Here is a 21,538-nt window from a genome sequence, read left to right as displayed (position 1 = left end):
CGGGGTGATCCGTCGGGCAGACCACCCAGCCCGGGTGAGGCCGCCTGGTCACCGGACTCCGACCATCGACGCACGACGGGGTCCGGGCGACATGTGGACGTCGCGGACCCGGGTGGGAGGTCACGGTGGCCGAGGCCGTCAGCGAGGAGCGCGTCGCGGCGCACGGGCACGATCGGCTGCTCGCGCTGCTCCTGGCCATGGCGATGTTCGTGCTGGTGGTCGACACGTCGCTGATGAACGTCTCGATCGCCGCGGTCGTGCGCGACCTCGGCACGACCGTCAGCGGCGTGCAGTCCGCGATCGCCCTGGAGGCCCTGGTCTCCGCGGCGTTCATCATCATCGGGGGCAAGGTCGGCGACCTGATCGGCCGTCGACGCGCTTACGTCCTCGGCCTCCTCGCCTACGCCGCCGGCGCGCTGGCAATGACCCTCGCGCAGGGCCTGACCATCGTCGTGGTGATGTGGGCGATCGTCGGTGGCCTCGGCGCGGCGTTGCTGTTGCCCGCCATGCAGTCGTTGATCCACGGCAACTTCGAGGGCGCGGCGCGCAAGCGTGTCTACGCCCTCGTCGGAGCGGCCGCGGCGATCGCTGCCGCGGTCGGCCCCCTCCTGGGAGGGTTCATCACGACCGTCCTGACCTGGCGGCTCGGGTTCGCGTTCGAGGTCCTCGTCATCGCCGGGGTGCTCTGCGGCATACGGCTCGTGCGGGACGCGCCCTACACCGGGCCCCGGCGGGTGGACCTCGTCGGCTCCGCGCTTTCGGTGCTCGGCATGGGCGGGATCGTGCTCGGCATCCTCGTCTGGCAGGAGGGCGGCGAGGCCGTCGGCGTGCTGGTGCTGGTCGGTCTCGCCGCGCTCGGGCTCCTCGCTTGGTGGCTCGTGCGGCGGCGTCGGCGCGGTCAGCCTGCGCTGCTCGATGCCGGGCTGTTCGCCTCGCCGTGGTTCCGGCTCGGCATCAGCGAGCAGATGCTCCAGCAGATCGCGCTGGGCGGCACGATGATCGCCCTGCCGATCTATCTCCAGATGGTCCTTGAGTACAGCGCGCTGCTCGCCGGGCTGTCGCTCGCTCCGCTCTCGCTCACCATGTTCGTGGTCGCCCTGGTCGCCGGGCGACGCACCGGGCGCCGACGCCCGGCGACCGTCGTCCGGGTCGGCTTCCTGCTGCTCGTGGTCGGCAACATCGCGCTCATCGCGCTCGTGCCCCGCGCCGACTTCGGCTGGGCGCTCCTCCTCCCGCTGGCGGTGGTCGGCGCCGGGTTCGGGCTGCTCGTGTCCCAGCTCAACGCCTACACCCTCGGTCCGATCTCCGAGGAACGCGCGAGCGAGGCAGCGGGTGTGAACTCCGCGGCCGGGTCCTTCGGTCTGTCACTCGGACTCGCCCTCGCCGGGGCGGTGATGCTCGCGGTCCTCGCGACGACCTTCACCACGGAGACGCGCGCGAGCACCGTGCTCGACCCCGCGGACCAGGATCGGGTGGCCGCGGTGCTGGAGCACGACGCGCAGGTCATGAGCAACTCCGGGCTCACCGACCTCCTCGCCGACGAGCCGGCGGCAGCCCGCGACGAGGTGGTGCGCATCAACACCGAGGCCCGGCCGCCCGCACTGCAGGCCGCGCTGCTCGTGCCGTTGATCGCGGGCTTCCTCGGTGTGCTGCTGACGTTCGGGATGATGCGCCTGCGCGACCCCGAGCAGAGCGGGGCGAGCGACACGGTCCTCGGCGGCTGACCGTCAGCTCGCCGGCTGCTCGCCGGGCGGCACGACCACCAGCGGAGCGGGCGGGTGCAGCAGACCGAGGCCGACCAGGCGGTCGAGGCGCCGGACGGTGAACGGGTGCGACCGGGGGAGCTGCGCCAGGCCGACCCAGAAACCGCGCAGGTGCCGGCCCTGCTCGACGAGCTGGCCGATGTCGACGCTGGTCTGGGTGTGGCGCCCCGAGGTCAGCAGGACGAGCCCGGCGGCTCCGGTCGGGGCCGCCACGGCGCCGTGGCGGTCGCACGAGTACTCCCGCAGCCGCGACAGGGTGGCACCGAGGATCGGGATGCGAGACGAGTAGGCGACGGCGATCTGGTACCAGAGCGAGACGTGGTGCAGCCGGATGTGCCCCAGCTCGTGACCGAGGACGAAGCGCAGGCCCTCCCGGTTGTGCGCGTAGAGGTTGGCGAAGAGCTCGCTGTTGAGCACGACGTAGTCGTGACCCGCCGCCTGCGCGGCGAAGGCGTTGAGCTCGCCGTTGCCGTTGGCCACGAAGATGTCGGGGCGCCGCGACAGTCGCAGCGTCGCCGCGAGCTCGTCGGCGGTCCTGTACAGCTCCGGGAACTGTCGCTCCGAGAGCTGCACCGCGGTGCCCCGCGTCGTCGCCCGCTGGAGCTCACGGACGACCACGAGCGCCGGCACGAACAGCAGCAGGCCGATCAGCGCGGCGCGGATCGCGTTCGCCCCGGGCGAGGTCTGGAGCGACTCGGGCAGGAACGGGACGACGATCGCGGCCCGCACGACCGCCAGCACGATCGCGACGTTCAGGACGACCATGACGACGAAGAACGGGACCTCGGCGGGGTGCCGCAGGGAAGACCTGTGCTGCGCGGCGTTCTGGCCAGTCATCACCGGCTCACCCTCGCCCGACGGCCGCGGCGGCAGCGCCACCCCGGAGGGATGACTTCGCGACACCGAGGACGCGGCTGATCTATCGGGGCACGGTCCGCAGGGACAGCACGGTGAGGCCCAGGGCCTGTGTCCGGGCGAGGAGCCGGGCCAGCTCGGCGCTGTCCTCGACCTCCCCGACCACCAGGGTCTGGGACGGGGCCTCGGAGATCGCGAACTCCTCGAAGCTGTCGGACACCTCGGGGGAGAGGCGTCCCCGGACGTGGATCTCGCAGCGCACGGGCATCATCCCCTGTCCTCGCTGTCGGCGTCTCCCCGTCGAGCCCGGGTCGGGCCACCCGACACGATCCTTCGGGAGGTCCCCGCCGTCCTCACCCGACGGAGATGAGGGCGGAGCGCCCGTGCCGCGACGGTGACGGAACGCCCCGTCAGCTGCTGCTGAACGCGAGGAGACCGAGGCGGCGGGCGCGCTGGACGGCGTCACGGCGACCGGCGGCGTCGAGCTTGCGGTAGATCGACCGTTGGTGGGTCTTGAGGGTGTTGACGGTGACCGACAGGTCTTCGGCCATCTCTTCCACCGACCTCTGCGTGGGGAGGAGCTCGAGCACCTCACGTTCCCGCTCGGTCAGCGGCGGCCCCGTGCCGGTCGACCGCTCGTGCGCGATCGAGAGCACGCGATCGACGAGGTGGTCGTGCTCGCCGAAGCTGCCGCGATCCCGCTCCAGGCGTTCGAGCAGCGCCGTGGACGCCACCGCCAGAGGACGCACGACTGCGTGCTGCGCAGCGCGACGGACGGACTCGTGCAGGCGCCGCCGCACGAGGGGGAACTGTCCGGTGCTCAGCGCGATCTCGGCATCGAGGACCCGCACGTCGATCGCGGTCAACGGGCTGGTGCATGGAAGGCTCCCGTCCAGCGCGGGGCGCAGCGTGTGGCGCACCTGGGGGTCGCGGGTGGTGGCCCACCGCTGGCGGGCCCGCAGCACGACCTCGTCGGCGGTGCCGTCGAGCCGGCCCGCCACCGCGCTCGTGACCTCGCCGGCCTCGCGGACGCGACCCAGGTCGAGCGCGGCCTGCTGCTCGACCAGGGCCGCGAAGGCGACGTGTCGGGTGTCGACCTCGGCGCCCAGGGCCTGCAACCGGGCCGCCCGCAGGAGCTGCCAGCCCTCGCGGCACCGGCCCCTGTCGTACTCGGCGATCCCGCGGACCGCGGTGAGGACGACACGGTGCTCCCGGTGGGCGGGCTCGAGGGCCTCGGCGGCAGCCACGTCCGCCAGTGCCTGCTCGGGGCGGCCGTCGACGGCGTCGCTCAGCGCGAGGACGACGAGGGCCTCGGCCGGCCACAGCGTGTGCTGCCACCGGTGACGAGCGCTGCGGTCCAGCACCGCGTGCGCGTGCCGCACGGCGACCGGCAGCCGGTCCGCGCGCGCGTGGGCGGTGGCGAGCGCGGCGTGCGCCTGGACCTCCAACCAGGGCCAGTCCTCGGTCCCGGCGAGGTCCAGCGCCAGCTGGGCGTCGGTGCACGCGTCGTCCGGGTCCGCCTCCGCGCGGACGGTGGCTCGGTTCGCGAGGGCCAGGGCGCGCAACGCGGTGCTGCGGACGGCCTCGGGGACGATGCTCGCCGCCGCGGCCAGGGCGTCGGTGCTCCGGCCTGACGCCAGGAGCTGACGCGCGTGGACCAGCGCCCGCACGGTCCCGATCTCCGCATCCGCCCCGTCCACGGCCTCCAGCAGCGCCTCGGCCCGAGCCGGCCCGCCGTCCTCGAGGATCGCGAGAGCGATCACGGCCGGGACCGCGGCCTGCTCACTCGTCCACAGCAGGCGCGCGGCCTCGCCCAGCTCGGTGAAGCGGCCGGCGGCGACGAGCTCGGGGCCACGCGCCTTGACCAGGGACGCCGTGCCGGCGAGGTCGTCTGCCGCCGCGGCGAATCCCACGGCCTCCGCCGGTTCGTTGTGGTCCTCGAACCAGACCGTGGCGCGCTGGCGCATCGTGCGCAGGCGCTCGGGGTGGGTGCGGCGCAGCCGGGCGAGGACGTGGGAGCGCAAGAGTTCGTGGGCGTGGTACACGTCGCCGCGGCGGTCGACGGCGGTCACCATGCCGGTGCTCGCCTCGAGTCGTTCGAGGACGTCCGTGGCCGCGTCGCCGCCGGCCAGCGCGCACACGAGGTCGACCGGGACCGTGGGACACAGGCACGCGGCCTCCAGGACGCGGCGCTCCCTGTCGTCGAGCGTGGAGAGGACCTCGTCGACCAGGTAGTCGGCCACGGAGCGGTCGTCGCCGGCGAAGTCGGCGACCACCGACGCCTGGTCGCTCGCCGACTGCAGTGAGAGCGCGACCAGGCGCAGTGCCGCGACCCACCCTTCGGTGCGCTCGATCAGCCGGGTGGCGTCCTCGGGGGCGAGCGGGACCGAGGCCGCGTCGAACAGACGGACCGCATCGGCCACACCGAATGCCAGCCGGTCGGCCCGGACCTCGGCGAGCCGGTCGTCGAGCCGGAGCCGGTCCAGGCCGATCGGCGGGTCGAACCGGCTCGAGAGGACCACGGTGAGCCCGGCGACCGGGTGACGCACGAGGTCGCGCAGACCTCGCTGTGAGGGGTGGCCGACGATCGTGTGGACGTCGTCCAGCACCAGGTGGCAGGGGCTGGGCAGCTCCTCGAGGGCCTCGAGCAGCGACACCAGGAAGGCTTCCCGCGCGTCGGTCTCACGTCCCGTCGACCGCGCGGCGAGACGGCTCAGCGCGCCGTCGGGGGGCACGGCCGGACACGCCAGCAACGCGCTGAGCACCGACGACCACCACTGGTGCTCGTCGCGGTCGGTAGCGTCGAGTGAGACCCAGGCGGCAGGCGTATCCGCCGCGAGCACCCAGTCGGCCAGCGCGACGGTCTTGCCGTGACCCGCGGGGGCACTCACCAGCACCACCCGTGGATGGTCTGCCGCGGCGGCGGCGGCGGCGAGGGCGTCACGAACCTCGGGACGCTCCACGAACTGGGGTGGTCGGGCCGGTACCCGGACCTTCAGCGTGCGCACCGGCATCACCCCGTGACCTGGGCCCTCGATTGGACCTCCTTTTTCGTACTACGTCATAGGTGACTCCCGGTAGCCACGAATGGACCAAATCGATGAGTCACCTTCCTCGGATGACGCGATCGGTCGCGGTCGGTCGCATCGTCGGCGCCATGACCGCGACCCGTTACGAGCTCCGCATCCTGGGACGTCTGTCCCCCGAGGTGCGCGCCGACTTCGCGGGGTTCGACGTGAGTGAGGCGCCGGTCGAGACCGTTCTGCTCGGCGAGGTCGTCGACCGCGCACAGGTCCAGGGCGTCCTGGCCCGGCTGCACGCCCTCGGCCTGGAGGTCCTCGAGCTGCGCCCGGTGCCCGAGTCGCCCGAGCTGCTCGGGGAGGCCCTTCTCGGGCCGGCAGGAGAAGGGTCGGAGCCGGCCTCCTGAGCCCACCGCGCCGGGCGTCGGGGCACCGGTCGCGACGCGGGCTGTCCCCTGCGCGAGGTGTCCTGCTCCTCATCCGCGCGGGATGAGGTCTCCGGGCTGCGCGTGCCCTCGACCTCGTCGACCTCTCTCGTCACCGTGGCGCGGTCGCGAGCGACGGGCCCACACCGCACTCCAGGTCATTCCCGTGGGGTGACGCCGCCCGGCGGGCCCCCTCCGATGCTGGTCGTGTCCGGTCCTCGAGTCGAATGGACGTGCGAGATGGCCACCTTGACGGTGTGGAAGTTCCCGACCGCCGGCGGTGCCGACAGTGCCGTGAGCACGCTGCAGTCGCTGGAGAAGCAGCAGTTGATCAAGGTGCACGACGCGGCGACGGTGTCGTGGGAGGACGGGGCCAAGAGGCCCGAGACGCACCAGCTGCACAACCTCGTGGGCACGGGGGCCATGGGCGGCATGTTCTGGGGGATGCTGTTCGGTCTGATCTTCTTCGTGCCGCTGCTGGGTGCGGCGGTGGGCGCCGCGATGGGCGCCCTGGGCGGGTCGCTCGGCGACGTGGGGATCGACGACGATTTCATCAAGCGCGTCCGCGACGAGGTCACGCCGGGGACCTCGGCTCTGTTCGCCATGACGTCCGACGCCGTGCTCGACAAGGTCCACGAGTCGTTCGGCGGCCAGCAGGCCGAACTCATCCAGACCAACCTCTCCGCCGACCAGGAGAAGGCCCTGCGCGAGGTCTTCGCCTGACCGGTCGGTCCCGGACCGGCCGAGGAAGGAGTACTCCATGACGACGCACGGACCGGTCGCCGGCGGCCCGCCGGCGACCGGAGGCCGGTCGGGCACGAGCAAGAAGGGAGCCACGTCGCGCCGCGTCGTGGCGCTGGTGCTCCTGGCGGTCGCGGTGGTCTTCGTACTGGAGAACCGCGACCTGACCGAGATCCGACTGTTGATCCCGGTCGTGCTCATGCCGCTGTGGGCGGCACTGACCATCACCCTGGTCCTCGGGCTCGTCGCCGGATGGCTCGTCGGCCGCCGCCGACACTGACCGTCGCCGCAGGACGCGGGGGCCGCCGCCGGCGGGCCGCACGTCCCGTCGAGCTCGCCTCGCTCCGTCGTGTGGTTCGTGAGCGGCGTGCGGCCAGCACCCTCGCCAGGACGATCTTGACCGCCGCGGTGACGGGCAGGGCGACGAGAGCGCCCAGCAGTCCTCCGAACGAGGCTCCGACCAGGACCGCGAGGAAGGCCGCGAGCGGACTCAGATCGATGGTGCGGGAGAAGACCCTGGGAGCGATGAGGTAGTTCTCCACGGCCTGGTAGGCGCAGAAGAAGGCGAGCGTGACCACGGCGAGCCCCCAGCTCTGCGACAGGGCGACGACCGTGCCGATGAGGGAGGCGAAGAAGGCGCCGACCTGGGGCAGGGCGTCGAACAGCGCGACGACCAGGGCGAGCAGCGCGGGGTAGGGCACCCCGGCGATCAGGAAGAAGACGAACGACGTCCCGCCCGCGATCAGGGAGACGAGGACCTGTCCCGACACGTAGCCGCCGACCCGGGCGAGGGCCTCGTCGAGCGTGTCCACCCGGTCGGGCGTACCGAGCAGGCGCGCGAGGCCCGCGTGGATGCGCGGCATCGCCAGCCCGAAGTACACCAGCAGGACGAGCGTCGTGAGGGCCGCCGCGGCCCCACCGAGCAGCAGGCCCAGGGCGCTGAAGACGGCGGTCAGAGCCGAGGCCAGCAGCTGGCCGACCTCCTGGCTCACCTCGGAGACCGTCGCATGGGTCGCGGGGTCCGCCAGCGTCGCACCGACGCCCGTCGACGAGCCCCCGAAGCGCGCGGCGAGCCGGTCGAGCACCTGCGGCGCCCCCCGGGCGAGCTCGCCGATCTGCCGGAGACCGGGCACGACCAGCACCGCCACCAGCACCGCGCCCACCGCCACCGCGCCGAGGGCGATCAGCGCGACCGCCAGACCGCGGCGCGCGCCGTGACGCGTCAGCCAGGCGACCCCGGGCTCGAAGCCCACGGCCAGGAAGAAGCCGGTGAACGCGAGCAGCAGCGCCTGGCGGGCGCGGTAGGCCACGAGGAGCACGACGACGACGGCGACGACGACCAGGGCGCCGACCAGGACCATCGCGGCCACCCGGCTCAGCGGTGGACCTCCCGCCCCGTGCCCGCGGGCGCCGACGTCGTCACCGGGTGGTTCGCTCATCGGCCTCCACCCGATCGTCGACGCCGCGGGCTCGCGGCTCTGGTGCCCGGACACGTGGCCCGCAGCGGAGGCGGGGTCCTCACTGTCCGGGGGCTCGGCCCCCGCTGTCGTCACCCGACGTGGATGAGGCCGGAACGATCATCGAGCGAAGTCCTCGGGCCCGGCGCGACCCTCCGTCGGAGGCAGCGGGCCGCGTGGCACGCCCCGTGGCACGAAACGACGGCGACCGGCGGTCTCGAGGAGTATTGAGTGACGGCCGGCGAGGACGTTGTTGCTGGTAGAGGCCCTGGTTGACGCGATCGCCCATCTTTGCAAGGCGGGGGTTGAGGGTTCGCTTCCCTTCGTCTCCACCATGTGGTGTCTCAGGACATCCGCATAGCCCCGAACCCTCAAGGGTTCGGGGTTTCGTGCGTTCTGGGTCGGGTTGGTTGGTAGTCGCGGGTGGGGTCGAGGACGAGCTCGCGGATCAGCTCGCCGGTGGTCGCGTTGACGACGCGGATGTCGCGGTCGTGGACGAGCAGCAGGACGTGGGTTCGGGCGTGGGCTCGCCCGAAGCTGATCCGGCAACGAGCGCCGTGGCGCGCGGTCGAACAGGTCGAGATCGCCACCCTCGAGTGGGTCGATTGGTACAACCACCGCCGCCTGCACAGCGCCGCCGGCGACATCCCACCCGCCGAGCTCGAGGAAGCCCACTACCGTCAACACCGGCCCCACCCGGAACCGGTGCACTCAAGCCCGTAGCTCTCCGGACACGCCGGGGCGGTTCACGGCGCGCGGTCGAGGGCTGCCGGGGGCACGTCGCCGACCGGCGCCGACCGCAGGATCCACGACGTCCTCAGCGGCGCCGCCAGCCGCGCCGTGGCCCCGTGTGGCTGCCCGGAAGTACTCGGCGCGGATCTACCCGGCCACGCGATCGGCAAGGATCGATCGGCCGGGGCCGTCGAGCTCGTCAAGGGCGTCGGCTCGGCCGGCGATCGCCATCAGCAGGGGCTCAGCCCGGCCCTCAACGGTCGGTCCCTTGCCGCTGGACCAGTCCAGGTCGGTGGCGACGAGATGCAGGCCGCGGGCTCGGGAGAACGCCCGGATCGGCGGCGCTACGCGCGCGAAAGGCAGCGCCGTCGCAAGTCGCTCTACCGGGACCTCGCGGGGCGCCCCGAGAGCTCGGCGGATGTCCTGGTGGTGGATGAGGCCGTCCACCAAACCGATGCGGCCGCCGAACCGTGCGGTGAGGCCTGCGGGATGCAGGTGCCCCTTCAGCTCGGCGAGCAGCTCGTCGGGGCTCATCTGCGCGTACTGGTCGACCCCGACCTGGTTGACCTGATCGGGATCGAACCGGCCGGCGACGAAGCGCCCGACGAACGCCGCCGGTCCGAGGTCGTCGTAGCTGATGATGTGGGCGACGACGTCCCGCACACTCCACCGGTGGCACAGCGTGGGCGCGTCCCACTGCTCGGGGCTCAGGCCGGCGAGGAAGTCGGCCAGCTCGGCGCGTTCGTCCTGCGCGAACCGCACCGGGCTGGGAGCGGTCACCGGTTCTCCACCATCTGGGCGTAGGCCGCGAGCAGCGCGACCCAACCACCGCCACCGTGCTCGATGGCACCGTGGACGCCCTCGCCGCCGACCAGGCGCTCGAAGTGACGGTGCTCGACCTCGACGGTGGTCTGCTCGGGCCCGTCGGCGTGGAAGCGGACCTCGATCTCGCTGGCGTGCGACGGGTCGGGGTCGAACTGCCAGTCGCCGCCGATCTGCCAGGTGAACAGCACCCGCTCCGGGGGCTCCCAGGCCAGCACCCGGCCCCAGTCGCACTCGCTGCCGTCGACGCCGCGCTCGAACCACCGTCCGCCCACGTGCGGCTCGAGGACGACGTCCGCGACGTCGGCGGCGCCGATGTGGTACTGCCGGGGCCACCAGGCGCCGAATGAGCCGGTGAAGAGCGCGAAGGCGCGGTCACGGCTGATGTTGACGGTGGTCTTGCCCTCGATCGCCGGGATCGGCGTGCTCATGGCTGCTCCTTCGAGGAGTGATCGGGGTGGTCGGTGCCGCGGTCGGTGTCGTGGCCCGCGGTCTCGTCGGCGACGGCTTGCTCGGCGAACTTGTGAAAGTCGGCCAGGGCGTGCTCCCAGACACCGTCGAGCCAGCTGCGCAGCGCGGCCACGCCGTGGGGGTCGAGCCGGTAGATGCGCCGCGTTCCCTGGGCGTGGGCGACGACCAGACCGCCGTCCTTGAGCGCCTTGAGGTGCTGGGACACCGCCGGGCGGCTGATCGGGAGCTGCTCGGCGAGCTCGCCGACCGAGCTGGGCCGGCGCGCCAGCGTCTCGAAGATCGCCCGGCGCATCGGGTCACCCAGCAACCCCAGCCCTGCGTCTCGGTAAGCTGACACGAACGGTAAGCCTAGAGCGACCGAACGTCCTGCGGAAGAGCTCGCGGTGCCGTCATCGGTGGCGAGGTCCTGGCCGAGCTCGCTCAGCGGCGCGCGCACCAGACCGAGGTCGTCTCGGACAAGGAGATGGCCCAGGTCGAGATGTCGTGGTGGCGGTCCCGGTGATCAAGGCGACTCTGGTCGCCGTCGAGACCCCCACCGCGGTCCGGTCCCCTCGAGGGTGAGCTGTCGGCGGTGGTGGTCGAAGTGCTGAGTGGGGAAGGCGTAGACGTCGGCGAGGGTCATGTACGGCTTGAAGCAGGGGTCCCATCGCGTCGGGTACGGCATCCCTCGTGCGAGGTCGGCGTCGGCCTCCCGATCCAGGCGGCGGTGCAGCGCAGAGATCACGCGGTCGAACAGCGCCGTCTGTCCTCGGCGCCCCAGTGTGCTGCCACCGGCCCAGGAACCGAGGAAGTTGACGACGTCGAACGGTACGGTGCCCGCGTTCAAGGTCCTCGCCCAGGCGCGGCCCACACCGGGCGGAAGCCTCCCGACCAGGCGGACGAGGTTCCCGAGCGCCCGGACGATCAGGTAGCCGAGCAGCATGTGGAACAGGAGCTGCTGGTTGTTCCACCGCGTGCCGCACGAGCGACGCTTCAGGTCCGCGGGCGTCGCCTGCGCATGGAGGTCGTGGAACGTCGAGCGCGCGCGTTCCAGGTCGTCGTGAACCGCCTGTCGGTCCATCCGCGCAGTGTGCGTCGGACAGTGTCACGGCCGCGAGGCCCGGACGGTGGCGGAGTCGACGCCCGTGGCGACGCTCATCGTGGAGTGATCGTCACGGCGGTCAGCCCGGCGCGCTCGAGACCGGCCCGCTCCGGCTGGATGCTGGTGCGCCGCGCGGTCACCAGGAGGTATTCCGCGTGGTAGCCGGCGCGTCCCGCGTGTCGGCCTCGTTGCGGGTGGTGAGCAGCTCGAGGAAGTCACGATCGAGTGCGGTGACCCGGTCGGGGTCGGAGGCGTTGTGCTCGTTGTGATGCGGTCGCCGAACAGGGCGCGGATGTGCTCCTCGTCGCCCCACAGTGGGGCGGGGCCCGCGCCGGTGGTGGCGGTGGCGCGTAGGGCTTCATCGTCGCGAACAGCTGCCCGATGAAGCCGGGCGGTGCCCAGTTGATCATCCCGATCGTGCCGCCCGGTCGCGTCACGCGGATCAGCTCGTCGGCGACGGCCTGGTGGTGCGGCGCGAACATCGCGCCGACGCAGGACAGCATGACGTCGAAGCCGGCGTCCGCGAACGGCAGGGGCTCGGCACCGGCCTCGACCCGGTCGAGCTCGACGCCCCGCTGCGTGGCGATCCGTCGGCCGACGTCGAGCACCCGCTGGCCGGCGTGGACGCCGGCGGCGTCGACGAGCGTCGCCGCGAGTGTCGGGATCAGGTCGTCGGCCACGGCCGGGTAGTCGCCGGAGGCCCAGAGAGCCCGGTGCTTGGCCGTCAGCTGCTGGTCGGTCGTCTCGTGGGCAGTCGTGCTCATGGCCGTTCCTCTCGGGGGCGTGAACGGCGCTTCGGGAGGCGTGGACCGGCGTGGGCCGTCGTCACACGCCCTGGAGCTGTATCCGGCCGAACGCGACGGCGTGGGGGACACCGAGAGCCGGGCCGGCCATCGCCGTCATGTCGCGCACGAACGTCTCCGGGTCGAAGTCGCGACCCAGCCCGCGCAGGTACGCCTCGTGCGCACGGAGCGAAGCGATCCCGGGCCCGAGGGCGTCGGTGACGTCGACACCGTGGGTGGGCTCGCTCGCGCCCATCACGTACACGTGCCGCACGCCGTCCCACGGTGCGTAGCCCTCATCGACCAGCTCCGGGAAGATCCATCGGTTCCCGGCGTCGCGGGCGGCATCGAGGACGGCGACGCCGACGGCCCGGTGATCGGCCTGGTTCACGATCTGCTGCCCCGGGCCCATGCCGTAGGTCAGCTCGAACGTCGCGGTGACCAGCACGTCCGGGCGGAACCGGCGAATCTCGCGGGCGATGTCGCGGCGCAGGTCCAGGCCACCCTCGACGACGCCGTCGCGGTGTCCGAGGAAGGCCACGTCGTCGACCCCGACGAGCGCGGCGCTCGCGACCTGCTCCTTCTGCCGGACAGGCCCCGCCTCGGTCGGGTCGAGTCCGTCGATCCCGGCCTCGCCGTCGGTGACCATCACGTAGGCGACCGACCGGCCGGCCCGGGTCCAGCGCGCGATCGCGCTGGCCGCGCCGTACTCCAGGTCATCGGGATGGGCGACGACGGCCATCGCCCGACCCCAGTCCTCCGGCACGGCCTGCAGCTGTCGGTTCATCGCGGCACCTCCGAACGTCGTGTGGCGCCGGTACTGACGACGACCCCCGGTGAAGGACGCAGCTGCGTCCCTCACGCGGTCCTGCCGTCAGTAGCGGTGACACCACGGCGACAGGAGCCATCAGGGCGACCGGCCGGGTGCCGCGAGATCACCAGGAGGACCGACCATGCCCACCACCCGCGTCCAGCTCGCGCTCAACGTCACCGACATCGAGGCCGCGACCACCTTCTACGAGGCGATGTTCGGCGTGCCGCCGCACAAGCAGCGCGAGGGCTACGCGAACTTCGTCGTCGAGGACCCGCCGCTCAAGCTGGTGCTGATCGAGAAGCCGGGGGAGGGTGAGCACCTCAACCACCTCGGGGTCGAGGCCGACACCCCCGAGGAGGTGACCGCGGCGCTGGCGCGCTTCCGCGGCGCCGGGCTCGAGGCGACGCTCGCCGAGCACGACGTGTGCTGCCACGCGGCGCAGGACAAGGTGTTCGTCACCGCCCCGGACACGCCCACCGGCTGGTGGGAGTACTACGCCGTCACCGACGACTCGGCGGTCAACCCCGAGGGGGAGTCGACGTCGGTGTGTGCTGTCGCGTGCGAGGCCAAGGCCGCCGCTGCCGGCGGGACGTGCTGCAGCTGACGGCGCCAGGTCGGGTCCCGCTGTGAGCGGGACCCGACCTGGGGCTCAGCCACACCGGCAGCCGGTCGGCCGCGTGTAGTCCATCGGTGTGCCCTGGGCGTCGAGGGTCAGCTCGCAGCACTGACCGAGCAACTCCGCGAGCCGGCGTCGTCCACGCTGCACCCGCGACTTCATCCCCGAGACCGAGACGCCCTCGCGGCCCGCGGCGTCCACCTGCGTCAGCCCTTCCAGGTCGGTCAGCTCCAACGCTCGGCGCTGCTCCGGCGGCAGTCCCTCGAGCAGCGGCCGCATGCACGCGGCGAGCTCCCGGAGCACCGTCGGGTCGTCCTCGGACCCGGCCTCGCCGACGAGCTCGGCGGCGTCGTCGGGAAGGGCCCGCTCCCGGGCACGTTCACGCTCGGCCCGCCGGTACTCGTCCACGATCGCATTGCGCGTGATCCGGTAGACCCATCGCGTCAGGTGCTCGTCGTCCTCGACCCGGTCGAGTCCGCGGTGGATGCGCAGCACGATCTCGCCGAGGACGTCCTCGGCGCGCTGTGGATCGGCGACCCGCCGATGCACGAAGGCGCGCAGCTGGGAGCCGAACTCCCGCCAGACGTCCTCGCTCGTCCGGCTGCCCGGACCGGCCACGGACTGGTGCGTTGATGCGGTCACGCCGACCCCCACGTGGGTGCGGATGGAGATGGACAGTCCCACAGACGACGCAGGCGTCGGAAGGACGCAGCAGCTCGGACCCGGCAGGCGAAGCGCCTCCGTCCCGACGTGGTGCGGGTGCCCACCCACGCCGTACGCTGCCGAGGAGCATGCACGGGTCCCCTGGCCGAAGACCTCACCGCGCAGGAACGTGACCCCGGTGGGCGGACCACCCGGCCCGGGTGAGCCCACGTGACGGCGGGCTCCGACCATCGACGCACGACGGTCCCGGGCGACCCGTGGACCCCGGGTGACGAGCCGGATGCCGCTGAGCACCCCGGCGATCACCAGGACCTCGAACGCGAACCCGAGCCGCCAGGTCCAGACGGTGGTAATGAAGCCTCCCAGGAGGGGCCCGACCGCGGCAGCGATCGCCGCGGCCGCTCAGACGAGGGCGTACACCCGCTTGCGAGTACAGCGCGCTGCGCGCCGGGCTGTCGCTCGCTCCGCTCTCGCTCACCATGTTCGTGGTCGCCCTCGTCGCCGGGCGACGCACCGGGCGACGACGCCCGGCCACCGTGGTCCGGCGAGCGGAGCGGCCGGGTGCAGCAGACCGAGCCGGACCAGGCGCTCGAGGCGCCGCACGGTGGAACGGGTGGTCGACGCTGAACTCGGTGTGGGCCCGAGGTCAGCAGGACGAGCCCGGCCGCAGCGGTCGGCGCCGCCACGGCGCCGTGGCGGTCGCAGGAGTACTAGCGCAGCCGCGACAAGGTGGCAACCGAGGATCGGGAGACGTCCCGAGCAGGCGACGGCGAACTGGTGCCAGAGCGACACGTGGTGCCGTCTCCGCAGCCCAGGGAGGCGGCGAGCTCCTCGCCGTCGACTTCGGCCACTCCTGTGGACCACGTCCTCGATTGAGCTCGTGAGCCCTGCTCACGTGTGTCCCAGGGCGGACTGCTCGTCGTCGACCAAGCTCGTGAATGCGTCCTCGGATCGCAGGCTTCTCGCGCAGGATCGTCGATGAGGCCGGAGCGGCGCGTCCGGCAGACGTCGTCGCTGTCAGCTGCTTCGTCGATCTCTGTCGCGGGCTGTCCGCGACGGCGAACTCAGACGAGAGCCTCCTGGATTCGCCGGCAGAACGTGTCGGCGGTCGCCGGGTCGGTGTTGACGTGCCAGATGACCTCGAACTGCACCTTCCGTCGCGAGGTGACGGCGAGGTGTCTGGTGACGAGGCCGGGCGGTACGTGACGGGCGAGGGTGCGGGCGCTGAGCAACCAGCCGTCGCCCGCGGCGATCTGGGTGATGACGGTGGCGAAGCTGCCGCTCGGCGGCGCGCGCCGGGGCGCCGGGACTCCGGCGTCGGCGAGCTGCTCGAGGATCAGGTGGTGGATGTCGGGGCTGTCGGCCTCGTCGGGGAGGTGGAGCGGGAGGTCGGCGAGGTCCCGGGGCTGGATCACCTCCTCGCCGGCCAAGGGGTGGCGGTCGGAGATGACCGCGAAGGCCTCGGTCTCCTCCCACAGCGGGCGGCTGCGCATCGTCGAGGGGTCCGGGAGCCGGCCGTCGACGGTCAGGGTGAAGCCGACGTCGATCCTGCGCTCGCGCAGGGCCCGGGGGTGGGCGAGCCAGGGCAGGCCGACCACTTCGGTGACGACCGGGTGGTCCGCCACGACGAGGTCCCGGCAGGCGTCGGCGATGGCTGCGGTGATCGGGTACATGTCGATCGCGCCGACCCGAGCACGCCACCGGCCTGGCGGGCCTCGGCGTGGGCTCGTGCCTCGAGCGCGTCGGCCTGCTCGACCAGCCCCCGGACCGGTTCCCGGAGTCGGCGTCCGAGCTCGGTGAGCGCGAGACCTCGGTTGCTGCGCACGAACAGCGGCGCACCGACGAGGCGTTCGAGGCGGCGCAGTGAGCGGCTGAGGGCCGGCTGGTCGGTGTGCAGGTCCCCGGCGGCCTTCATGAGGCTGCCGCGCTCGGCCACCGCGAGGAACGCCCGCCACTGCGCGAGGTCGATGGCCATGTCCCCAGAACATAGCGGGGCTGGGACCTCGGCAGTTCCGCCGTCGGTCGGCCGTCGCCACGGTGGATCGCGGGGAGGTTGATCCCCATCGACCAGGAGGATCGCATGAGCTACGAGTTCCCCGTCGACGTCGAGGGCGTGTGGAGAGAGCGCGCCCCCCAGTTCGTGAACCTGGGCATCCCGCGACAGGAGGTCGACCACCTCGCCGGCGTCGTCGACGACATGTGGGCCGACCGGCCCGGCGGCTGGTGCTTCGCGTGGAGCGCGCTCGCCGACCGCTACGCGCGGGCCGGTCAGCCGGAGCTGGCGGCCAAGGCCTACGGCGCGGCGCGATTCCCGTGCCTGGCCGACGCGGCGAGGGTGACCGCCCACCGGCACCAGATCGAGCAGTACGAGCTCGCCGCTCCCGGCTTCCCGGTCACGCTCGAGCGGCGCTGGGTGACCACGCACCTGCGCGGCGAGGTCGTCGAGGTCCCGGTCCACGTCCTCGCCGAGGCCGATGCCCCCGCCGACACGCCGGTCCTGATGGCCACCGGCGGCATCGACACCGGGAAGGTCGACCTGCACCCGATGTGGGTCTCCTACGTGCGGGGAGCCCACGTCCGGGTCGTCGCCTGCGACATCCCGGGCACCGGCGAGCTCACCCACATCCCCCTGAGGCGCGGGACCACCGAGATCCTCGACGGCGTGGCCGGGTTCGCGCGGACGCTGACCACCGGCAAGGTCGGACAGCTCGGCATGAGCTTCGGCGGCTACTTCTCTGCGCACGCGGGCCTGACCGAGATCGTCGACGCCGCCGTCGTGGTCGGTGGCCCGGTCTCCGCGGCCTTCAGCAGCGAGAACGCGCGCGCACTGCTCTACGCATGCAGGACATCTTCGGCAACGCCACCGGCTTCACGAGCGTCCCCACCACCGAGCAGGTCATCGAGGTCGTCGCGTCGTTCGCGATCGACGACCTGCTGGCGGAGCGCGCCAACTGCCCCATGCTGGTGATCAACGGCGACGAGGACGTCCACGTCCCGCTCGCCGACACCACCGTCTTCGACGGCCGTCCCGACACCGACGTCCAGCTCGTCCGCGGAGGCGCGCACTGCGCGTTCGACAAGCTCCTCGCTGACACCACCACGTGGCTCACCGCAGCACTGCACTGACCCGCGTCCTCGCCGGGGTCAGGGCGTGATGATGGCGAAGCTCGGATCCGGGTCGTCGGTGAGTCCGGCGATCGTGGCGAGGGTCTCGGGGTCGCCGTCGAACTGCACGTCCTGCGGGGCCCGACCGGCGAGCACGGCCAACAGCTGCGCCTCGGTGAGGGTCACGACGAGGTCGGCCGGTCCGGACCGTGTGGTCGGGTGGTGGGTGAGCACGCCGTTCGACAGGTCCATGCGGTAGGTCTGGTCGGTGTCGGTGAAGTGCCAGCGGATCGAGGCGGTGACGTCCCACGCCCGCTTGCCGTCGATCCGGATGGCGAGGCTGTCGAACAGCTGGGTGACGGTGAGCGCCGAAGCCATCCCCGCCGAGCTCACCCTCGTCTCCACGACCGTGCCGCGGAGCTCCAGCGCACCGGTCAGGAAGTTGTTGCGCCAGGTCGCGCACTCCGACCCGTACCCGAGCCGGGTGAGGACGGCGGCGAGCAGGTCCCGGGCCCCGCGGTGGGAGGCGTCGGCGAACACGGCGTGGCCGGCCAGTTCCGCGGCGAACCGCAGGTCGCCCGCGTCGGCGAACTCCTGCGCCCTCGCCACGGTGGCATCGAGACCGCCGAGGATCCGGACGTAGCGGCCGGCCGCGGCCTCGGGCGGGTGCTGCCAGAGGTGTGCCGGGTTGCCGTCGTACCAGCCGAGGTAGCGCTGGTAGATCGCCTTGACGTTGTGGCTGACCGAGCCGTAGTAGCCGTGGGTGTGCCACGCGGACTCCAGGGCCGGCGGCATCTCCAGCGTCTCGGCGATCTCACTGCCGATCAGGCCCTTGTTCATGAGGCGCAGCGTCTGGTCGTGCAGGTAGGCGTAGAGATCGCGCTGCTCGGTCATCAGGGCGACGACCCGACCCGTGCCCCAGGTGGGCCAGTGGTGCGAGGCGAAGGCCACGTCGGTCCGGTCGGCGAACAGATCGATGGCCTCGCTGATGTAGCGGGACCAGTTGCGGGCGTCCCTCACCTCGGCGCCGCGCAGGGTCAGGATGTTGTGCAGGTTGTGGGTGACGTTCTCGGCCAGGCACAACGCGCGCTTGTCCGGGAAGTGGAAGTTCATCTCCGAGGGCGCCTCGGTCCCCGGGGTGATCTGGAAGTCGATGCGGACGCCGTCGAGGGTCTCCTGCTGGCCGGTGTGGGTGATGTCGACGCTGGGCGCGATCAACCCCACCGAACCCGTCGAGGTGCCCGCCCCCAGACCGACCCCGAGGGTGCCGGTCGCGGCGACCGGCAGGCCCATCCCGGTGTGGTACATCCCGCGGCGCAGCATCGCGCCGCCGGCGTAGACGTTCTCCGACACCGCGTGCTCCAGGAAGCCCGCGGGAGCCAGGATCGGGACCTCGGTGCCGGCGTCGACGACGCCGAGCACCCCGCCGAAGTGGTCGATGTGCGAGTGCGTGTAGATCACCGCCGTCACCGGCCGGTCACCGCGGTGCGCACGGTAGAGCGCCAGGCCGGCCGCGGCGACCTCGGCCGAGACGGCCGGGTCGATCACGATCACGCCCTGGTCGCCCTCGACCAGCGTCATGTTCGACAGCTCGATCCCGCGCAGCTGGTAGATACCGTCCGTGACCTCGAACAGACCCTGGATGGCCGTGAGCTGGCTCTGCCGCCACAGGCTCGGGTGGACCGTGTCGGGGCACTCACCGGACGTCGCCGCCGTGTAGGCGTCCGCGTCGTAGACGACCCGGCCGTCGTCGGCCTCGATCACCCCTGGTTCCAGCCTCGCGATCAGGCCACGGGTCGCGTCGTCGAAGTCGGTCCGGTCGCTGAGATCCGCAGACACCCTGCCCCCTCCAGAGGTTCCTGACAGACCGACTCTGGCGACCGACCCGACGGTGTGCGTCATCCGTCGCGGGTGAGATCGGGACGCCCGGTGGGGTGGCGTGGACTCCGTGATCGTCCTGGCACTGGTCGAGACGGGCCGGGCCGGGATGTACTCCCGGCCAGGCGTTCACGCGTCGCGGTGGAGGGGCCGCGACGCGGCGCCGTGCCACCGGTGAGGAGAACCCGTGACGGTGCAGCTGGTGTTGGACCTGTCCTTCTGGCAGTGGGTCCTCGCGGTCCTGTTCGTCCTGGTCGTCGGCCTGGTCTCCGGGCGGATCCTCGGGATCACCCGCGGTGTCGGGCGCGCCACGGTCGCCGGCGTGCTGGGCACGCTCATCGGCCTCGTCACGGCCGTCGCGGTGCTCGGCGACACCGCCGCGGAGGCGACCTCGTCCGTCCTCGTCGTGGTCTTCGCCTTCGGCGTCCTCGCGACGATGGTCGTGAGCATCGTCCTGGAGGTCGTGCTCCGGCGCCGTCCTCCGGCACGACGCCCGGGCCTGCGGACGCGCGTCGGCACGGCCGCGACCATCGTCGGGCGCCTCGTCGAGGTGCTCGGCATCGCCCGCCGGCACGGTCTCGCCGGACGCCGGCTCACCTCGCGTGCAGCGCTCGCGACGCCCGACGGCGCCGCGCGGGTGAAGTCCTTCCTCGAGGACTGCGGCGGCATGTTCGTCAAGTTCGGCCAGATCGCCTCGACCCGGGCGGACCTGCTGCCGCCGGCGCTCATCGCCGCCCTGAAGGAGCTGCAGTCCGACGTGGCGCCGGTCCCGGTCGCGCAGGTGCGTGCCACGCTCGAGCACGAGCGCCGGGCGGGCGTGGAGGACGTCTTCGCCTCGTTCTCCGACGAGCCGCTCGCGGCCGCGTCGATCGGGCAGACGCACCTCGCGCAGACCCGGGACGGCCGCGACGTCGTGGTCAAGGTGCGTCGGCCGGACGTCGAGCTCGGGGTGGCCCGCGACGCCGCCGTGCTGCGCTGGGCGAGCCGCATCGCCGTCCAGCGGTGGGAGGGCGCCCGGGCCCTCGGACTCGAGCGCGTCGCCGACGAGCTGGTGCGCTCGATCGGCAAGGAGCTCGACTACACCGAGGAGGCGGCGTACGGCGCCGCGCTGCGCAGGGCGGTCCTCGCGGCCCACGTCGAGGGCGTCGACGTGCCGGAGGTGCTGACCGGGATGACGAGCGAGGTCGTCCTCGTGATGGAGCGCGTCCACGGGCGGCCGGTCTCCGACGCCGCGGCCCTGGAGGCGTGCCCGGTCCCGCGGCCGGTGCTCGCCGAGCGCCTCTTCCGCGCGTTCCTCGCCTCGATGCTCGAGTCCGGGACGTTCCACGCCGATCCCCACCCCGGCAACATTCTCGTCGACGGCGACGGCACCGTCTGGTTCATCGACTTCGGCGCCGTCGGGATCATCGATCCGGTCACGCTGCGCGCGCTGCAGCTCGTCGGCCTCGGGATGGCCACCGCCGACACCGGACTCGTGGCTCGCGGGCTGCGTGAGATGTCCGGCGCCGCCGGTCCGGGCGTCGACCTCATGACGCTCGAGAGCGAGATCAGCCGCCTGCTGTCCGAGCAGCTCTCGGGCGCCGGCTTCGACCCGCGTGCGCTGCAGGACATGCTCACCGTCATGGAACGCCAGGGCATGCCCGTGCCCCCGGCGTTCACCCTCATCGCCCGCGCGGTGGTCACCCTGGAAGGCACGCTGCGCGGCATCGACCCCGGGTTCAACCTGGCGACGTCGGCCACCGAGCAGTTCACGTCGAGGCTGAAGGACGGCGGTGGCGACCCCGCCGCCGTGGCCCAGCGGGAGCTGCTGCGCGCGCTGCCGTCCCTGCGCACCCTGCCCGGCCTCGCCGAGGACATCGCCCTGCAGCTGCGCTCGGGGCTCGTCCGCGTGGACGTCGAGACGTTCAGCGCCGCGCGACGCTCCGCCATCACCGCGTGGGTCGACCAGGTGCTGTTCGCGGCCGTCGGCGGCGTCGGGCTGCTCGTGTCGGTGCTCCTGCTCGTCGGGGCGGGGGTGGCCGGTCCGCAGCCGGGCTCGACCGCACTGACCGTCATCGGCTGGATCGGTCTCGTCCTCGCCACGGTGATGCTCCTGCGCGTCGTCGCCCAGATCGTCCGCCGGCAGTCCACCACCGGGACCGACGAACGCCGAGGTGCGTGAGCCCGCCACGCGAATCGCTGTATCCGGTCACCGAATTGATCGTCATGCTGAGGCGGAAGCCCGGCGACACCCTCTGGGAGAGACGACATGGCCCAGCTGACGGCTGACGAGCCGCCCCAGGCCCCAGGGACCGGATCCCACGCGCAGACGCC

At 72.5% G+C, this 21,538-nt stretch carries 23 protein-coding genes and 2 pseudogenes; 10 read left to right on the top strand and 15 right to left on the bottom strand.

Annotated features, from left to right (window positions below):
* The first annotated feature begins 125 nt into the window (after positions 1 to 125).
* Positions 126 to 1,724 (top strand): MFS transporter, encoded by a 1,599-nt coding sequence (locus tag ACFPK1_RS00690; RefSeq protein WP_378018975.1) that lies wholly within the window; start codon positions 126 to 128, stop codon positions 1,722 to 1,724.
* A gap of 3 nt (positions 1,725 to 1,727) precedes the next feature.
* Here ACFPK1_RS00690 and ACFPK1_RS00685 read toward each other — a convergent pair whose 3' ends face one another.
* The 3 genes from ACFPK1_RS00685 to ACFPK1_RS00675 all read right to left on the bottom strand — a co-directional run bounded on the left by ACFPK1_RS00685 (position 1,728) and on the right by ACFPK1_RS00675 (position 5,509).
* A complete protein-coding gene (locus tag ACFPK1_RS00685; protein ID WP_378018974.1) occupies positions 1,728 to 2,600 on the bottom strand; it encodes a M48 family metallopeptidase in 873 nt (290 codons plus the stop codon).
* An 82-nt stretch (positions 2,601 to 2,682) separates the two neighbouring features.
* Entirely contained in the window at positions 2,683 to 2,889 is a 207-nt protein-coding gene (locus ACFPK1_RS00680; RefSeq protein WP_378018973.1) for a hypothetical protein, read from the bottom strand.
* A 139-nt stretch (positions 2,890 to 3,028) separates the two neighbouring features.
* The gene (locus tag ACFPK1_RS00675) at positions 3,029 to 5,509 is read right to left on the bottom strand and encodes a winged helix-turn-helix domain-containing protein (protein ID WP_378018972.1); all 2,481 of its coding nucleotides are present in this window, start codon (positions 5,507 to 5,509) and stop codon (positions 3,029 to 3,031) included.
* Between the two features lie 266 nt (positions 5,510 to 5,775).
* On the opposite strand from ACFPK1_RS00675, the gene ACFPK1_RS00670 reads away from it, so the two are divergent.
* The 3 genes from ACFPK1_RS00670 (at position 5,776) to ACFPK1_RS00660 (ending at position 7,084) form a co-directional block, all read left to right on the top strand.
* Complete coding sequence (locus tag ACFPK1_RS00670) at positions 5,776 to 6,045, top strand: hypothetical protein (protein ID WP_378018971.1); 270 nt, start codon at positions 5,776 to 5,778, stop codon at positions 6,043 to 6,045.
* A gap of 258 nt (positions 6,046 to 6,303) precedes the next feature.
* Positions 6,304 to 6,786 (top strand): DUF1269 domain-containing protein, encoded by a 483-nt coding sequence (locus tag ACFPK1_RS00665; RefSeq protein ID WP_378018970.1) that lies wholly within the window; start codon positions 6,304 to 6,306, stop codon positions 6,784 to 6,786.
* Positions 6,787 to 6,823: 37 nt separating this feature from the next.
* On the top strand, positions 6,824 to 7,084 hold the full coding sequence (locus ACFPK1_RS00660) for a LapA family protein (protein ID WP_378018969.1): 261 nt from the start codon (positions 6,824 to 6,826) through the stop codon (positions 7,082 to 7,084).
* On the opposite strand, the gene ACFPK1_RS00655 is transcribed toward ACFPK1_RS00660, so the two are convergent.
* The gene (locus ACFPK1_RS00655; protein ID WP_378018968.1) at positions 7,029 to 8,243 is read right to left on the bottom strand and encodes an AI-2E family transporter; all 1,215 of its coding nucleotides are present in this window, start codon (positions 8,241 to 8,243) and stop codon (positions 7,029 to 7,031) included. The two genes, ACFPK1_RS00660 and ACFPK1_RS00655, sit on opposite strands and share 56 nt — an antisense overlap.
* A 389-nt stretch (positions 8,244 to 8,632) precedes the next feature.
* Entirely contained in the window at positions 8,633 to 8,851 is a 219-nt protein-coding gene (locus tag ACFPK1_RS00650) for a hypothetical protein (RefSeq protein WP_378019563.1), read from the bottom strand.
* Here ACFPK1_RS00650 and ACFPK1_RS00645 point away from each other — a divergent pair.
* Positions 8,808 to 8,984, top strand: a pseudogene (locus ACFPK1_RS00645) (integrase core domain-containing protein); the annotation flags it as partial. The gene ACFPK1_RS00650 and the pseudogene ACFPK1_RS00645 overlap by 44 nt on opposite strands.
* Before the next feature lie 156 nt (positions 8,985 to 9,140).
* Here the strand turns inward: ACFPK1_RS00645 and ACFPK1_RS00640 are convergent.
* From ACFPK1_RS00640 to ACFPK1_RS00615, 6 genes are all read right to left on the bottom strand, one after another.
* Positions 9,141 to 9,773 (bottom strand): maleylpyruvate isomerase family mycothiol-dependent enzyme, encoded by a 633-nt coding sequence (locus ACFPK1_RS00640; protein WP_378018967.1) that lies wholly within the window; start codon positions 9,771 to 9,773, stop codon positions 9,141 to 9,143.
* Positions 9,770 to 10,246: an SRPBCC family protein gene (locus ACFPK1_RS00635; protein WP_378018966.1), complete on the bottom strand. Its 477-nt coding sequence runs from the start codon at positions 10,244 to 10,246 to the stop codon at positions 9,770 to 9,772. Before ACFPK1_RS00635 ends, ACFPK1_RS00640 begins: the two co-directional genes overlap by 4 nt.
* Positions 10,243 to 10,623: an ArsR/SmtB family transcription factor gene (locus ACFPK1_RS00630; RefSeq protein WP_378018965.1), complete on the bottom strand. Its 381-nt coding sequence runs from the start codon at positions 10,621 to 10,623 to the stop codon at positions 10,243 to 10,245. Before ACFPK1_RS00630 ends, ACFPK1_RS00635 begins: the two co-directional genes overlap by 4 nt.
* Before the next feature lie 165 nt (positions 10,624 to 10,788).
* The gene (locus ACFPK1_RS00625; protein WP_378018964.1) at positions 10,789 to 11,346 is read right to left on the bottom strand and encodes a DinB family protein; all 558 of its coding nucleotides are present in this window, start codon (positions 11,344 to 11,346) and stop codon (positions 10,789 to 10,791) included.
* Positions 11,347 to 11,582: 236 nt separating this feature from the next.
* Positions 11,583 to 12,131, bottom strand: coding sequence for a class I SAM-dependent methyltransferase (locus ACFPK1_RS00620; protein ID WP_378018963.1), 549 nt, complete (start codon positions 12,129 to 12,131; stop codon positions 11,583 to 11,585).
* A 61-nt stretch (positions 12,132 to 12,192) separates the two neighbouring features.
* Positions 12,193 to 12,936: a PIG-L deacetylase family protein gene (locus ACFPK1_RS00615; RefSeq protein ID WP_378018962.1), complete on the bottom strand. Its 744-nt coding sequence runs from the start codon at positions 12,934 to 12,936 to the stop codon at positions 12,193 to 12,195.
* Positions 12,937 to 13,102: 166 nt separating this feature from the next.
* Here ACFPK1_RS00615 and ACFPK1_RS00610 point away from each other — a divergent pair, with 166 nt between their 5' ends.
* On the top strand, positions 13,103 to 13,567 hold the full coding sequence (locus ACFPK1_RS00610; RefSeq protein WP_378018961.1) for an ArsI/CadI family heavy metal resistance metalloenzyme: 465 nt from the start codon (positions 13,103 to 13,105) through the stop codon (positions 13,565 to 13,567).
* A 45-nt stretch (positions 13,568 to 13,612) separates the two neighbouring features.
* Here the strand turns inward: ACFPK1_RS00610 and ACFPK1_RS00605 are convergent, their stop codons facing one another.
* Both ACFPK1_RS00605 and ACFPK1_RS00600 read right to left on the bottom strand, forming a co-directional pair.
* Positions 13,613 to 14,221, bottom strand: a complete 609-nt coding sequence (locus ACFPK1_RS00605) for a sigma-70 family RNA polymerase sigma factor (RefSeq protein ID WP_378018960.1) — start codon at positions 14,219 to 14,221, stop codon at positions 13,613 to 13,615.
* Between the two features lie 1,085 nt (positions 14,222 to 15,306).
* Positions 15,307 to 15,915 (bottom strand): LysR substrate-binding domain-containing protein, encoded by a 609-nt coding sequence (locus ACFPK1_RS00600; protein ID WP_378018959.1) that lies wholly within the window; start codon positions 15,913 to 15,915, stop codon positions 15,307 to 15,309.
* Between the two features lie 47 nt (positions 15,916 to 15,962).
* Here ACFPK1_RS00600 and ACFPK1_RS00595 point away from each other — a divergent pair, with 47 nt between their 5' ends.
* Positions 15,963 to 16,109 carry a hypothetical protein gene (locus ACFPK1_RS00595; RefSeq protein ID WP_378019562.1) on the top strand — a complete coding sequence of 49 codons (147 nt, stop codon included), beginning with the start codon at positions 15,963 to 15,965 and terminating at the stop codon, positions 16,107 to 16,109.
* On the opposite strand, the pseudogene ACFPK1_RS00590 reads toward ACFPK1_RS00595, so the two are convergent.
* Positions 16,086 to 16,157, bottom strand: a pseudogene (locus ACFPK1_RS00590) (hypothetical protein); the annotation flags it as partial. The gene ACFPK1_RS00595 and the pseudogene ACFPK1_RS00590 overlap by 24 nt on opposite strands.
* 165 nt (positions 16,158 to 16,322) lie before the next feature.
* Between ACFPK1_RS00590 and ACFPK1_RS00585 the strand changes: the two are divergent.
* Positions 16,323 to 17,210 carry an alpha/beta hydrolase gene (locus ACFPK1_RS00585; RefSeq protein WP_378018958.1) on the top strand — a complete coding sequence of 296 codons (888 nt, stop codon included), beginning with the start codon at positions 16,323 to 16,325 and terminating at the stop codon, positions 17,208 to 17,210.
* Positions 17,201 to 17,368, top strand: coding sequence for a hypothetical protein (locus ACFPK1_RS00580; RefSeq protein ID WP_378018957.1), 168 nt, complete (start codon positions 17,201 to 17,203; stop codon positions 17,366 to 17,368). Before ACFPK1_RS00585 ends, ACFPK1_RS00580 begins: the two co-directional genes overlap by 10 nt.
* An 18-nt stretch (positions 17,369 to 17,386) precedes the next feature.
* Here the strand turns inward: ACFPK1_RS00580 and ACFPK1_RS00575 are convergent, their stop codons facing one another.
* Positions 17,387 to 19,186 carry an alkyl/aryl-sulfatase gene (locus ACFPK1_RS00575; protein ID WP_378018956.1) on the bottom strand — a complete coding sequence of 600 codons (1,800 nt, stop codon included), beginning with the start codon at positions 19,184 to 19,186 and terminating at the stop codon, positions 17,387 to 17,389.
* Positions 19,187 to 19,412: 226 nt separating this feature from the next.
* On the opposite strand from ACFPK1_RS00575, the gene ACFPK1_RS00570 reads away from it, so the two are divergent.
* A complete protein-coding gene (locus ACFPK1_RS00570; protein WP_378018955.1) occupies positions 19,413 to 21,386 on the top strand; it encodes an ABC1 kinase family protein in 1,974 nt (657 codons plus the stop codon).
* Positions 21,387 to 21,538 lie beyond the last annotated feature (152 nt).

The organism is Actinomycetospora rhizophila (genome assembly GCF_042657905.1).
Lineage (GTDB): Bacteria > Actinomycetota > Actinomycetes > Mycobacteriales > Pseudonocardiaceae > Actinomycetospora > Actinomycetospora rhizophila.
This window is presented reverse-complemented; position numbering and strand designations above follow the sequence as displayed.